Source organism: Marinobacter litoralis (assembly GCF_016427555.1).
In the GTDB taxonomy this organism is placed as follows: domain Bacteria; phylum Pseudomonadota; class Gammaproteobacteria; order Pseudomonadales; family Oleiphilaceae; genus Marinobacter; species Marinobacter litoralis_A.
This window is the reverse complement of record NZ_JAELVS010000003.1, coordinates 407,475-420,518: the sequence shown is the minus strand read 5'-3', so window position 1 is coordinate 420,518 and position 13,044 is coordinate 407,475. Positions and strand designations below refer to the sequence as shown.

Sequence of the window (13,044 nt, the reverse complement as noted above, 5' to 3'; positions counted from 1 at the left end):
ACAGAGGCTGGGGTTTTTTCGTTTCTGATACTTTAAAACCTTGCCTTTATCATCTGCTGCAGCAACTTCTTGACCGTTATAACGGCCATCGCTATGTTAGTGCGTTGCTGGATAGAACTATAAGGCTAGGTCAGATAATAGACACGTCTTGAGGGGGCCAACGCGCCAATTTGAGACGTGTATAGAATATTCTCCGTAATCGAGTAGGCACTGCTCTGTTACTTTGCTTGTTTTAATAGCTTGTTGACCAACGCCCTTAAAGCCGCTGGTTTAACAGGTTTATAAAGAATCAGGTAGCCGCGATTGATCGCGTCTTCACGTACCTCCGGTGCCATGTAACCGGTGATCAGTATGCCCGGGATCCCGTTACCCAACTCCGCTCGGACACTATCCATAGCGTCAAGGCCGTTTCGGTTGTCATCCAGCTGGTAGTCGGCGAGTATGATATCTGGTTTGCGGTCTTCTAACTTCTCAAGCGCTGTTTCCAAACTCTCCGCCGCTGTTACATCGCATTTCCAGTTACCGAGTAGGGCGACCATGCCTTGTAGGATGGCGGCATCATTATCAATACAGAGTACGTGCAGGCCGCCAAGGCTTGAGACACGTCTCGAAACAGTTTGGCTCTGACTTGTCGCTGATGCTGTGGTTTCTGGTACGGCTAATGGTACGGTAATGCCGAACACACTGCCTTTGCCCTGGATGGATTGAACCGTTACGGGGTGGTTTAGCATTCCGCTGATACGATCTACGATAGCGAGCCCAAGCCCGAGTCCTTTCTTGTCTTGTCCGTGCTGAAAACGACGGAATTCTTCGAAGATGTGCGTTAACTGCTCTTCAGACATCCCTGGGCCTGTATCCCATATCTCAATACGCAGGTAGCCCTTCAAACGGCGACAGCCCATGAGTATCCGGCCGCTGTTGCAATACCGTATCGCATTCGACAGAAAGTTTTGGACCACCCTCCTGAGCAGCTTCGCGTCAGATCGGACCCACGCGGAACTCGGCACCACGTGAAGCTCCAGGCCTTGATCTTTTGCGATCGCCGAAAACTCGGTAGCAAGGTGGCGGAGCAGGTCATTCACCGGGAACACGGTAATGTCGGGCTCCAGCGCGCCCGCATCCAGTTTCGATATATCCAGCAATGTGCTGATGATCTCTTCGGCGGCCCCCAGAGAGCTGTCGATATGCTGAATCAGTTCGGAGGTTTCTTGATCTACAGATTTTCCTGATAACGCCGAGGTAAACAGGCGTGCAGCGTTCAACGGCTGTAACAAGTCGTGGCTGGCTGCGGCCAGAAAACGGGTCTTACTGTGGTTAGCCTGCTCCGCAACTGATTTGGCTTTGAGCATTTGCTCGTTGATAACCTGAAGCTCTTGCGTTCGTTCACGGACCCGTTGCTCAAGATAGATATTGGTTTCTTTCAGAGCCTGCTCGGTACGCCGCATGGGCGTGATGTCCTGAAAGGTGGTGACATAGCCCCCGCCGGGTATCGGGCTGCCATCGATTCGCACCACGGTCCCGTCCGGTCGCTGACGTTCGTAAGACATCGGCTCTCCCGCACGCATACTGGCGCAACGGTCGTCGATAATTTCGTCAATGCGGCGTGCCGACAGATTTGCATTCATCAGGTTGTAGCGCATCAGGTCTTCAACCGGACGCCCGACCCGGACATACCCTTTGGGGTAACTGAACAATTCCTGATAACGCTGGTTCCACACCACCAGCTGTTGTTGATGATTGACCACCGACACCCCCAAGCTAATGTTTTCGATCGCTGACTGCAGCAGTTCACGACTGAACGTCATGGCTTGAGAGGCTTCATCGACAATACTGACAACGTCTTCGATCTGCATGTCGCGACCGGTCAGCGTGGATTCGAGCACTACCCGTGCTGTCGAGGCACCGATGACCGAGGCCAGCTGCCTTTCGATGTATTTTCTCAGGTGCGTAGAGGCTTCCCGGTGCGGGTAAAGCCGAATCGCGTTGCGGCGCTCATAGTTGTGGAACACGCTTTCCGAGCGTTCTTCTCCCATAAAGCGGTCAGTCAAAGCCTGCAGATCGGAGATCAGCACTTCGCCCTGCCAACTTTGATTGGTTGGGCTGTCGTGCCGGGGGTCGAATTCCTGAAAGAACGCAGCGAGCTGAATTTTTTCCCGAATCCTTTGGCGAGTGATCAGAGATAGCACTATATAGGTTGCGGTGTTAATTCCGAGACTCCACAGAATGCCGTGGGTCATTTGGTCCAGTTCAGAGCCGAACAAAGCGGTTGGCCGAGTCCAGTTCCAGCCAAACAGGCCGTGATTGAGGAATCCTGCCTCTACCCAGCCTGTTGAAACCAGGGCCGGCAGCAGCAGGGTGTAACACCAGACGGCGAAGCCAAGGCCAAGCCCCCAGATAGCGCCGGTCGCGTTACCCTGTCGCCATAGAATTCCGCCTACCAGAGCCGGCCCGAATTGAGCCGCGGCGGCGAATGACAGCAAACCAAAGGCAGTCAGGCTGTAATCCTGCCCCGCCATGCGATAGAAAGCGTAGGCGGTTAACAAGACGACGAAGATAGCCGCGCGGCGAATGGTGAGTAGCAGGTAGCTCAAATCGGCCCGACGGTTCATCCGGGGCCTGAAGAACTTTAGCAGTCCCGGCATAATGATTTCGTTGCTCACCATGGTTGATATGGCCACCGAGCAGACAATGACCATGGCTGCAGCTGCGGAGCCCCCGCCAAGAAAGGCCAGGACCGAGAGCCATTGCTGGTCTGCCATGATTGGAAGTTGCAGAATCACAATGTCGGGATTGCTACCCAGACTGTCGGCATACAAAAGACCTGCAGCCGCAATCGGAATAACGAATGCGGTTGCGATTATCAAATAAACAGGCATCGCCCAGCGCGCGACGTCGAAATCCCGATGATCCGCATTCTCGACCACCATGACATGAAATTGCCGCGGCAAGCAGATGATGGCGAGCATAGAGACCAGAGTTTGGGTGATGAAGGTTGGCGCATCAAAACTGGCTGTTGTCAGAGTTCCGATCAGATCTGCGTCGGCCGCTTTCCGGAACAGTTCACCGAACCCGTTAAACAGCCCGTAACCAACGAATAGACCCACCGCGACGAAAGCCACCAGCTTTATGAGAGATTCGAAAGCAATGGCTTGAATCATCCCACGGTGATGTTCAGTGGATTCGAGATGGCGGGTGCCAAAAAGTACTGTGAACACCGCGAGGGTCAGGGTGATATACCACGCCGAATCATTCCAGGTTGTGCCTAGGCCGGGCAGGGGGTGGCTGTTTTCCGACAAAACACTGAACCCCAGAGCGATGGCTTTAAGCTGGAGTGCGATGTAAGGCACGCTGCCGATCAGTGCGACCGCAGCAACCATGGCCGCCAATAATTGGGATTTGCCATACCTGGAGGCGATGAAATCCGCAATCGAGGTACTGTTATTGCGTTTGCTGATATGGATGATGCGCCGAAGCAGCGGGGCGAAGAAGAGGAAAACAAGAAGCGGGCCGAGGTAAATCGATGCAAAGCCGAAACCTTCCTGGGTTGCCCGCCCGACGGCTCCGTAGAACGTCCACGAGGTGAAATAGACCGCCAGTGAAAGGCTGTAGATGTGAGTACGTGCCAGCGTATGCCGGTAGAGCCCCGGTTGCTTGTCACCCGCCCAGGCAATCAGAAACAGCAGCGAGATATAAGTGATCGATATTAAGGCAAGCAGCCAGGCACTAATCATGTATTGCGGTTATCCAGTCAGGTCTATCAGGCGCCGCACACAGTGTTAAGCAGCGGATCGTTGTTATTGAGCCGTTTTAGGTTGTCTACCCGGGGGCTTCCGTTACTCGCCAAAGGCACCAGTTCTTGAGTTTGGCAGTTAATCAGATGCACGCGGTGGGAAACGGCATCAGTGACCGTTTGTTCAAACCGGTACAACGTAAAGCGAACAATCTCGGTGTTCTCTGTGTCCCGGGCAATACTCTCAACATCAACCGCCGAAAACGCAGTGACGTAAGGAAATACAAACGTCCATGGGCGGAAGAATAACTGCTCTCGCTCAGTATCAACTACCACGGCTTCGTCGGGCAACAGCGTTTGTTTGTGCTCGTACCAGGTGTATTCACCATGGACCAGATAGCTCAGCATGCCGAGCCCGGCAAAGACCGGAATAATCCATCTGGGCGCCTTCTTGGCCGTTATTGCACGGATGCCTAGGGCAATGCCGGCAGCGCCGAGTCCACAGAAAATCGTGGCCACAAAATTCCAGAACATAAAGCGGTATCCTCAATAAAGAACGGGCTTCCTCATCGAGGAAGCCCGTTCGGCATCAACCCTTCATTGTCGGTAACAAATCAGGTCGTCATGAAATTCAGTGATCGTGAGCTGTGCCAGCACCGCGAGGGTAACGCACGCTTTCGACCAGTTCCTGAATTTCAACCGGCGGTTCAGCCGTCACTTTCGATACTCCGAAGGCTACCGCAAAGTTGACGATGGCACCAATTGCACCAATCGACAGCGGGGAAATGCCCAGCACCCAGTTTTCCGGGGTATCTGCCAAAGTGTTGGTGCCCGGAATGAACAGCCAGCCCTTGTAGGTGAAGATATACACCAGGGTAAAGGTCAGACCTGCCAACATGCCCGAAATGGCGCCAACGTTATTAACCCGCTTGGAGAAAATGCCCATCATCAATGCGGGGAACAGGGAGGCCCCAGCAATGCCGAAGGCCAGCGCGACCACCTGAGCTGCGAAGCCCGGCGGGTTTGCCCCTAGCCATGTTGCCACCACAATTGCGACGGCCATCGAAATTCGTGCCGCGAGCAATTCGCCTTTATCGCTGATGTTGGGGTTGAGTCGCCCTTTGATCAAGTCGTGGCTCACGGCAGACGATATCGCCAGCAAGAGCCCTGCCGCTGTAGACAGTGCTGCCGCCAGGCCGCCCGCTGCAATCAGGCCGATAACCCAGCCCGGTAGGTTGGCAATTTCGGGATTCGCCAATACCAGGATGTCGTTGTTAACGACCATTTCGTTACCTGCCCAGCCACGCTCGGAAGCGGTAGCGGCGAAGTCAGCGTTCTTGTCGTTATACAACTGGATGCGGCCGTCGTTGTTTTTGTCTTCATATTTGATCAGACCGGTTTCTTCCCAGGTGGCAATCCAGCCCGGGCGCTGATCGTATTCGATCGGCTGAGCCTGAGTGCCTTCAGGGTAGATGGTGGTCATCAGGTTCAGGCGAGCCATGGATGCCACGGCAGGTGCCGTCAGGTACAGCAGGGCAATGAAAACCAGTGCCCAGCCGCCAGACCAGCGCGCATCAGACACTTTGGGCACTGTGAAGAAGCGAATGATAACGTGTGGCAAGCCGGCCGTACCGATCATCAGTGACAAGGTGAACAAGACCATGTTCAGCTTGTTGTCGACATCGGCGGTGTACTGATTGAAGCCAAGATCTGTGATGACCTGGTTCAGCTTGGTCAGCAGCGGCAATCCGGATTCAGTGTGCGTAGAGAACATTCCGAGACCCGGAATCGGGTTGCCGGTCAGATGCAGAGAAATGAACACCGCTGGAATCGTGTAAGCCACGATGAGCACACAGTACTGGGCAACCTGAGTGTAGGTGATGCCTTTCATGCCGCCCATTACTGCGTAGATGAAGACAACAATCGCGGCGATGATCAAGCCGTTGGTGGAGTCAACTTCCAGGAAGCGTGAGAAGGCAACGCCAGCACCCGCCATCTGGCCAATAACATAAGTCACTGACGCAACGATCAGGCAAATAACCGCGACCAGTCGCGCGTTTGAGCTGTAGTAGCGGTCACCGATGAACTCCGGAACCGTAAACTTACCGAACTTACGCAAGTACGGCGCGAGCAGCATTGCCAGCAACACGTAGCCGCCGGTCCAACCCATCAGGAATGTAGAGTTGGCATAACCCCCGGCGGCAATCAGGCCGGCCATGGAAATGAAAGAAGCCGCAGACATCCAGTCGGCGCCTATGGCCATACCATTGGTGACGGGATGAACACCGCCACCGGCCACGTAGAAGTCACTGGTGCTGCCGGCTTTTGCCCAGACGGCAATGCCGATGTACAGGAGGAAGGAGCCCCCCACGAATAGCAAGTTAATTGCAAATTGGCTCATGGGTGATTACTCCTCGTGTACGCCAAATTTCTCATCGATTTTGTTCATACGCCAGGCGTAGAAAAAAATCAGAATGATGAAAGTAATGATGGATCCCTGCTGGGCGAACCAAAAGCCCAGATCGGTACCACCTACTTCAATGCCGGCAAGCATTGGGCGTAGGAGAATTGCAGCGCCGTATGAAACCAGAGCCCAGATGATCAGGCTTCCGAAGATCAGGCGAAGATTGGCTTTCCAGTAGTTTTCAGCGTCGTAGCTATGTCCTGACATACACTTACTCCCATATTGTTTTTGTAAAGCTCGGCTGGCGATCTTTTTGGGTAAAGCGGTTAGAGAACTTATTGTTCAGAGTTGTTCTCTGACTTGTTGTCGTTATCGACTTTACGCGTCAATGGCAATATGGATATTGGCAAATAGTCTTATCAATTCGAGCGCAAAGCCACGCCGATACAGGCTTTTCCGACGTGAGAGGAGGTGCTAAAAACGCTTCATTTTCTGTAAACGTCGTTGATAACGCAGCTTTTGTGAAAGATCTTTAAGTGTTTTGACGTTCGACTTTCTGGCCGCATTGAGTGCGACCAAGGTCAGTTCCGCTGTTACCATCGCGTCGGCCGCAGCGTGATGCCGTTCACTGACCTCCAGGCCAAAAAGATCGGACCAGTGATCCAGCCCCCGGCCCTTTGGATCTGCTTTCGGAAAAACAGCAGGCAAGAGTTCGGCAACGTCCATCCAAACGTGTGAGAGGGAGTAGCCGAGTTGAGCCTTCAGAGTCCGCTCAAGAAAGCGCTTATCAAATTCGGCGTGATAGGCCAGGATCGGGTCGCCGTTCATCCATTCCAGGAGGTGTACCAACGCTTCTTTGGTTTCCTGGCCCTGTGTGAGGGCTTCGGGGCCAATACCGTGGATCAGCACCGTTTCACGAATGTCTAAGTCCGGGCGCCGCAGAATCAGGTCGAACTGGTCGTTCAGATATATCGCGCCTTTTTCAATGGCCACCGCCCCGATGGCAATAACTTCATCCTTGGACGTGTTTAAACCGGTGGTTTCGAGATCGAGCACAATCAGGCGGGCATTGAAAAGATCCTGCTCCCCTGCTGTTTTCGGTGTCGGCAGGTTGTCGGTATCTATGCCTGATCCGGTATTGCGTTTGGCCTGAATCCATTGTTTGAGGGTTGAGAACATATGGGTCCCGGGGCCTATAGCTGGTATGCCAATTCCAGCTTTTGCTGGAGCCGCTGGGCCTGACGAAAGGATTCTCGGAGTATGCGCCGATCGAGGGGGTTCAGGTCGTCCGGATCGATGTAGTTGGTGAGAGGTTCGTTATCGGCCAGCATGTCTTGATGGGCTCGCATGCGTATGGCTTGAATCAGGCTATAGGACTCTTTCCAGGCGCCTGCGTCTTTACTATCAAACACCCCTTTTTTCGCGAGCTCGTCCAGACGCTCCAGAGTATTGGCTGCTTTGATTCCGTTGGCCAGCGCGAACACCCGGATTGATTCCACGAACGGTGCCAATCCTTGACGTTTCAGATCCAAAACCTTTTTGTTGTCGTCGCTCAGGTAGCGGAAGTTACGGAACATGGTGAGAGGCGGCTTTCGCTGAAGCGCATTTCCGGCCAGCATCTTCTGAAACAGAGCGTTTTTTGCGATACGTTCCAGCACTCTGCCGAACAGTCTTCTCAGGGGCTCATCGGGGCCGTAAACCGCGCGCATATCCAAAAAAATGGAGGAGTAAACCAGGTTTTGAGGTGTGGAGGCATCGATAAACCGCAGAAACCAGTCGTCCCACTCCGTTTCACTGAGGCACAGCTTGGGATTGCTGGCCATAATGTTGCCTTTACACAGTGTGAAGCCGCATTGAGCCAGCTCGTCATTCACTTTGCGTGCAAAAGGAAGCAGCTTTTCCCGGACTTGATCTTCCGTCATACCCTCGGGGGTTGCGAACAGGATGCCATTATCCTGATCGGTCAGCAGGGTCTGTTCCTGACGGCCTTCACTGCCAAAGGTCAGCCAGGTGAACGAAATGCCGGGGTCATTCTGTTTGAGGTTCAGCTCCAGTACCCGACGCACGGTAACATCGTTCAAGGTAGTGATAATTTTCACCACTTGACCGGAATCCGCGCCGTGGGCAAGCATTGTATCGACCAGTCGAGAGACATCGGCGCGAAGGCTGACGAGTGTGTTTAAGTGCGTCGCCGTGCCAATGGTTCGGGCCAAATGCACCAGATCGACCCGTTGTAATGAAAACAGGTCCCGCTCTGAAACCACGCCAATAAGCCGGTTGTTGTCATCGACCACGCACACGTGCGCAAAATGATGTTCTGCCATTAGCATGGCTGCGTCAAAAGCATTCTCGGTGGCCAGCAGCCGGCAGGGGTCGGGTGTCATCACCCGGCTGATCGGTTTGCTCAGAGAGTCGACGCCTTCGGCGACCAGCATGCGCAAATCCCGGAGTGTAAAAATGCCGGTGGGTTGCTGTTTGTCGTCCGTGATGACAATGCTACCGACATTATTCTCATGCATCCTTGCCACCGCTTCGTTGACCGGGAGGTCAGGTGAGCACACGATAGGAGCGCGCAGCGCGAAGCGCTCAAGGGGGGTGTCCAGGCTGTCACTGGAACCGATGGAGGCCATCGCGGTGGATTGAATGCGTTGATTGACTTGATCAAGCAAGCTACTGACGCCGCGCAGGCAAAAATCCCGAAACGTTTCGCTTTCCGCAAACAAAGTAACGAAGGCATCGTGGCCGATACTCAAACAGAAGGTATCGCCCGATGCCCGGTGCAACGTTCGAGTCGGGCGCTCGCCAATAAGCGCGGCAAGCGGGAAGCATTCGCCTTTACTGATTTCGAAGGTGGTGACCGCCCGATTTTCCTTTTCGCTGAACCGTTCTCCGCGGATTCTTCCTTGTTTAACGACCCAAAAGTCTTTCACGACGCCACCCTCGGGCGACAGGACTTCCTCTCCGTCACTGAAAAACGTGAGCTTGGCGTTCTCCGCAAAGTGGGCTAGGTGTGGGTCGTCCATGCTCGAGAACGGGGCATGCTCCCGTAAAAATGTCATGATCGCGCGGGTATTTTGCGGCAGCGGGGTGTCAGGAGAGTCGGCAGTCATAGGGGAAGTCCGTCATGCTCGGTAGCAAGGAAGGTTGCTGGGTTGCTACTTCACTAATACGCGTTTTCAGATCAGTGTAGTTCACCGACCGAGGGCTGCGCTCTTCGATTTTCGTCCTAGGTACGCGTGCGCATTTCTTTATGGGATGCCTGTGCAGTGGTAGAGTCCTGTTACTCGTCAATGTGGATTCGTATGTGTTATGACCTCCAAAGATGAGCGCCTGGCTTTCCTTGAAGAAATGAAAGATGTGCGGCGCATACGCAAACCGAATCGTGCCGATGTGGTGGCACCTAAGGAACTCACACCCGGGCACTTGGTTCGCCAACAAGCTGCGGTCGAGGCTCAGGTTCGTGATCTGAATCCGTTAACCGCGGATATAGTGGAGCCGCTCACGGCGCACGATGTTTTGTGTTGGCAGAGGCCAGGGGTTCAGCACGGGGTGTTTAAAAAGCTCAGATTGGGGCAGTACCCCATTGAGGCCCGGCTGGATTTGCATCGGATGACGGTCGAAGAGGCCCGAAAAGAGGTGTTCCAGTTCATCAACGATTGCGTAAATTACGGGCTGCGTTCGGTGATCATTCTGCATGGCAAGGGCGAGCGCAATCCAGACGGCATTGCTCAGCTCAAAAGTTATCTGGCGAAATGGTTGCCGGAGCTGGATGCCGTTCTGGCGTTTCATTCGGCACAGAAACGCCATGGTGACACCGGAGCGGTCTACGTGATGGTGCGCAAGAGCGATCATGACAAACAGCAGAACAGAGAAATTCACGGCGGCTCATGAGTGAGCGCACTGGGCCGGTTAACGATCCGCTGGTATAAAGAGGTGGCAATAATGGACAAACGTTTTTTTGCACTTATGGTCATCATGGCCCTGTTCACGTTGGCAGGTTGTAAAGATCGCGTCATTTGGAACGACAACGGCAAAGTTGAAGAAGCGACCCAGAACCGCGAAGTTTGGAATTCGAACGGAAAAATGGACTCAGGGAACCGGGAAATCTGGGTAGATAAAAACGGTAACGAAGTCGTTAAGTAACGGCTATTGGTAGCCGGATTAAAATAATACGGGAGTGGAACATGGCGTTAAGCCTGACAGTAAATGGCCAGCACTATAGTCTGGATGTAGAACTTGATACCCCTTTGTTATGGGTGTTGAGGGATGAGCTGGGTCTTAAAGGAACAAAATTTGGCTGCGGCGCCGGTTTGTGCGGCGCGTGTACGGTGCATGTTAACGGCCAGCCAACCCGTTCCTGCTCTACACCTGTTGAGTATCTGGACGGTGCTGACATAACCACCATCGAGGGCTTAACCGAGAATGGCGAGTTGCACCCGCTTCAAAAAGCCTGGGTGGCCGAAGGCGTGCCTCAGTGCGGTTACTGCCAGTCTGGCCAGATTATGACGGCGGCTCACTTGCTGGCAAACACTCCCTCGCCATCAAGGGACGAGATTGTAACGGCTATGGCGGGCAATCTGTGCCGCTGTGGCACCTACTCCCGCATTGTTGCGGCCGTTGAATCCGTTGTTGGTGGCGTTGGCCATTACGAGCCAGAGCAGGGAGGAATCTGAGATGACGATGAATCGCCGTGACTTCATGAAAGTCAGTACCGCTGCGTCTGGCAGCCTGATGCTTGCCGTCTCGCTCCCCGGTTGCTCAACCATTAAAACCGGCTATGAAGAAGAAACCGGCCAATGGTCTCCCGATATTTGGCTTGAGCTGACCACCAAAGACGAGATTTTCTTTACTCTCGCCCGGGTGGAAATGGGGCAAGGAACGTACACCGGATTGACCACGCTGGTTGCCGAAGAACTGGATGTTGATCCGTCCCGAATAAAAGTGAAGTTTGCTCCGGTGGCGTCGGAGTATCGTAATCCGTTGTTTGGCCTGCAGCTGACCGGAGGAAGTACCAGTGTGGCTACCAGCTGGAAGCCCCTGCGTGAAGCAGGCGCTTCGGCACGGCAAATGCTGGTAATGGCCGCTGCCCGTGTCTGGAAGGTAGAAGCTGCGGATTGCAGTACGCAGGATGGCCGGGTTGTTCATCCCAATGGCATCGACTCGCTGCGATACGGCCAGCTGGTAGAGCTGGCGGACAAAGAGATCATCCGTGGCGATGTGGCCTTGAAACCGCGCACTGAATGGAAATACATAGGGCGCCAAGGGGGTAGGCTCGATACCGAAGCCAAGGCAACCGGAAAAGCCGTTTATGGCATCGATGTTGAGTTGCCGGGCATGGTGTATGCGGTGATGACCCGTTGTCCTCGTTATGGCGGTAAAGCCACTGACTTTAACCGTAGCGACGTGCTGACGTGGCCGGGCGTGTTGGATGCGTTTATCACCGAGCGTGGTGTTGCCGTGGTCGCCGATAGTTACTGGCGCGCGCGCAAGGCGCAAAATGCCCTGGAAATTGAATGGGATTTCGCCGAAGCGATTGATCTGGATAATGATCAGGTTTTTGAGGGTTACCGTGAGGCAGCCAGCAAAGACGCGGGTGCTCAGGAGCGTTCCGACGGCGATTTCAGCGATGCCGTTGAAAACGCCAGCCGTGTGCTAGAGGCGGAGTATGAGCAGCCCTATCTGGATCATGCCGCCATGGAGCCGATGAACGCAACGGCTTGGTACCGGGATGGAAGCATGGAAGTCTGGGCGCCGACGCAGGCACCGGATCTGGCTCGCATCGCAGCGGCCCGGCACTCAAACCTGTCGCCGGGTGATGTCACGGTTCATACCACCTTCCTGGGTGGCGGCTTTGGTCGTCGCTTGACTCAGGATTATGTCGAAGAAGTTGCCCTCGTTGCTTATAAGGTCAAAAAGCCGGTTAAGTTGATCTGGTCCCGGGAAGAGGATGTTCGTCACGGCTTCTGGCGACCGGCGATGTTGCACCGAATGAAAGCCAGCTTCAAAGACCGGGAATTGACCGGCTGGGATCACCAGATTGTCGGCCCCCAGATTCTGGACTGGTATGTGCGTAATGCAGCACCGGCACAGTATCCCTGGGCGCCGAAGTTTATGTATAGCACGTTGGGCCGTGTAGGTTTGATGGCTGAGGGGATTGCGACACCGAAAGATATTTCCGCCATTGAGGGCGCTATCGGTTACCCGTATCAGGTCGAAAACGTCAGTGTTCGTCATACTCATACAGACCCCGGGGTTCCGATTACCTGGTGGCGTTCAGTCGGGTACTCCCATAACGGTTTTGCAGTAGAAACTTTTATGGATGAGCTGGCCCACGAGGCTGGAGAAGATCCGCTGCAGTTCCGCCGAAAGCTTCTGGCCAATGAGCCCCGCCATCGCGCGGTGCTTGATCGGGCGGCCGAACTGGCGGGTTGGGGATCCCCGCTGGCGGAAGGCCGGGCCCGAGGTATTGCCCTGTTCAAGTCTTTCGGTACATACGTGGCTCAGGTTGTCGAGGCGAGCATCGAGAACGGTGAGATCAAAGTCCATAAGGTTACCTGCAGTGTAGATTGTGGCCAGGTGGTGAATCCACGAGTGGTCGAAGATCAGATTTCCGGTGGTATCCTGTTTGGATTGAGCGCGGCGCTGTTCGGAGAAATTACCTTCAAGAACGGCGAGGTTCAGCAAAGCAATTTCCACGATTCGAAGATATTGCGAATGTATCAGGTACCCGAAGTGGTGGTGGATATTGTTGAAAGTGAAATAGACCCTACGGGCGTAGGTGAGCCGGGAGTACCACCCGTGATTCCTGCCTTGGGCAATGCCCTGTTCGCGTTGACTGGAAAGCGCCAGCGCAAGTTACCGCTGACCGCCGGTTAAAGCGGTTTGCCGGAGCGATCGGCCGCCCTATAAT

Annotated in this window: 10 protein-coding genes; 4 read left to right on the top strand and 6 right to left on the bottom strand. The window is 54.3% G+C overall.

What is annotated here, in order from left to right:
- Positions 1 to 218: 218 nt before the first annotated feature.
- The 6 genes from JAO79_RS11975 to JAO79_RS11950 form a co-directional block, all read right to left on the bottom strand.
- Positions 219 to 3,731 carry a PAS domain-containing hybrid sensor histidine kinase/response regulator gene (locus JAO79_RS11975; protein WP_199007485.1) on the bottom strand — a complete coding sequence of 1,171 codons (3,513 nt, stop codon included), beginning with the start codon at positions 3,729 to 3,731 and terminating at the stop codon, positions 219 to 221.
- 26 nt (positions 3,732 to 3,757) lie between these two features.
- The gene (locus JAO79_RS11970) at positions 3,758 to 4,264 is read right to left on the bottom strand and encodes a hypothetical protein (RefSeq protein ID WP_199007484.1); all 507 of its coding nucleotides are present in this window, start codon (positions 4,262 to 4,264) and stop codon (positions 3,758 to 3,760) included.
- A gap of 97 nt (positions 4,265 to 4,361) precedes the next feature.
- Positions 4,362 to 6,131 carry a sodium:solute symporter family protein gene (locus JAO79_RS11965; RefSeq protein WP_199007483.1) on the bottom strand — a complete coding sequence of 590 codons (1,770 nt, stop codon included), beginning with the start codon at positions 6,129 to 6,131 and terminating at the stop codon, positions 4,362 to 4,364.
- A 6-nt stretch (positions 6,132 to 6,137) separates the two neighbouring features.
- The gene (locus JAO79_RS11960; RefSeq protein WP_114335750.1) at positions 6,138 to 6,401 is read right to left on the bottom strand and encodes a DUF4212 domain-containing protein; all 264 of its coding nucleotides are present in this window, start codon (positions 6,399 to 6,401) and stop codon (positions 6,138 to 6,140) included.
- Positions 6,402 to 6,608: 207 nt separating this feature from the next.
- Positions 6,609 to 7,313: a PolC-type DNA polymerase III gene (locus JAO79_RS11955; protein ID WP_199007482.1), complete on the bottom strand. Its 705-nt coding sequence runs from the start codon at positions 7,311 to 7,313 to the stop codon at positions 6,609 to 6,611.
- A 14-nt stretch (positions 7,314 to 7,327) separates the two neighbouring features.
- Complete coding sequence (locus tag JAO79_RS11950; protein WP_199007481.1) at positions 7,328 to 9,244, bottom strand: putative nucleotidyltransferase substrate binding domain-containing protein; 1,917 nt, start codon at positions 9,242 to 9,244, stop codon at positions 7,328 to 7,330.
- Between the two features lie 199 nt (positions 9,245 to 9,443).
- Here JAO79_RS11950 and smrA point away from each other — a divergent pair, with 199 nt between their 5' ends.
- From smrA to JAO79_RS11930, 4 genes are read left to right on the top strand one after another with little or no spacing between them, the layout of a single operon-like run.
- Positions 9,444 to 10,025, top strand: a complete 582-nt coding sequence (gene smrA / locus JAO79_RS11945; RefSeq protein WP_199007480.1) for a DNA endonuclease SmrA — start codon at positions 9,444 to 9,446, stop codon at positions 10,023 to 10,025.
- Between the two features lie 51 nt (positions 10,026 to 10,076).
- Positions 10,077 to 10,277: a hypothetical protein gene (locus JAO79_RS11940; protein WP_199007479.1), complete on the top strand. Its 201-nt coding sequence runs from the start codon at positions 10,077 to 10,079 to the stop codon at positions 10,275 to 10,277.
- Positions 10,278 to 10,318: 41 nt separating this feature from the next.
- Positions 10,319 to 10,807, top strand: coding sequence for a (2Fe-2S)-binding protein (locus JAO79_RS11935; protein ID WP_199007478.1), 489 nt, complete (start codon positions 10,319 to 10,321; stop codon positions 10,805 to 10,807).
- Between the two features lies 1 nt (position 10,808).
- Positions 10,809 to 13,010: a xanthine dehydrogenase family protein molybdopterin-binding subunit gene (locus JAO79_RS11930; protein WP_199007477.1), complete on the top strand. Its 2,202-nt coding sequence runs from the start codon at positions 10,809 to 10,811 to the stop codon at positions 13,008 to 13,010.
- Positions 13,011 to 13,044 lie beyond the last annotated feature (34 nt).

Bases quoted from the DNA above. Each gene is read 5' to 3' on its own strand.
- JAO79_RS11975 (WP_199007485.1), bottom strand. From the start codon at position 3,731: ATGATTAGTGCCTGGCTGCTTGCCTTAATATCGATCACTTATATCTCG.
- JAO79_RS11970 (WP_199007484.1), bottom strand. From the start codon at position 4,264: ATGTTCTGGAATTTTGTGGCCACGATTTTCTGTGGACTCGGCGCTGCC.
- JAO79_RS11965 (WP_199007483.1), bottom strand. From the start codon at position 6,131: ATGAGCCAATTTGCAATTAACTTGCTATTCGTGGGGGGCTCCTTCCTC.
- JAO79_RS11960 (WP_114335750.1), bottom strand. From the start codon at position 6,401: ATGTCAGGACATAGCTACGACGCTGAAAACTACTGGAAAGCCAATCTT.
- JAO79_RS11955 (WP_199007482.1), bottom strand. From the start codon at position 7,313: ATGTTCTCAACCCTCAAACAATGGATTCAGGCCAAACGCAATACCGGA.
- JAO79_RS11950 (WP_199007481.1), bottom strand. From the start codon at position 9,244: ATGACTGCCGACTCTCCTGACACCCCGCTGCCGCAAAATACCCGCGCG.
- smrA (WP_199007480.1), top strand. From the start codon at position 9,444: ATGACCTCCAAAGATGAGCGCCTGGCTTTCCTTGAAGAAATGAAAGAT.
- JAO79_RS11940 (WP_199007479.1), top strand. From the start codon at position 10,077: ATGGACAAACGTTTTTTTGCACTTATGGTCATCATGGCCCTGTTCACG.
- JAO79_RS11935 (WP_199007478.1), top strand. From the start codon at position 10,319: ATGGCGTTAAGCCTGACAGTAAATGGCCAGCACTATAGTCTGGATGTA.
- JAO79_RS11930 (WP_199007477.1), top strand. From the start codon at position 10,809: ATGACGATGAATCGCCGTGACTTCATGAAAGTCAGTACCGCTGCGTCT.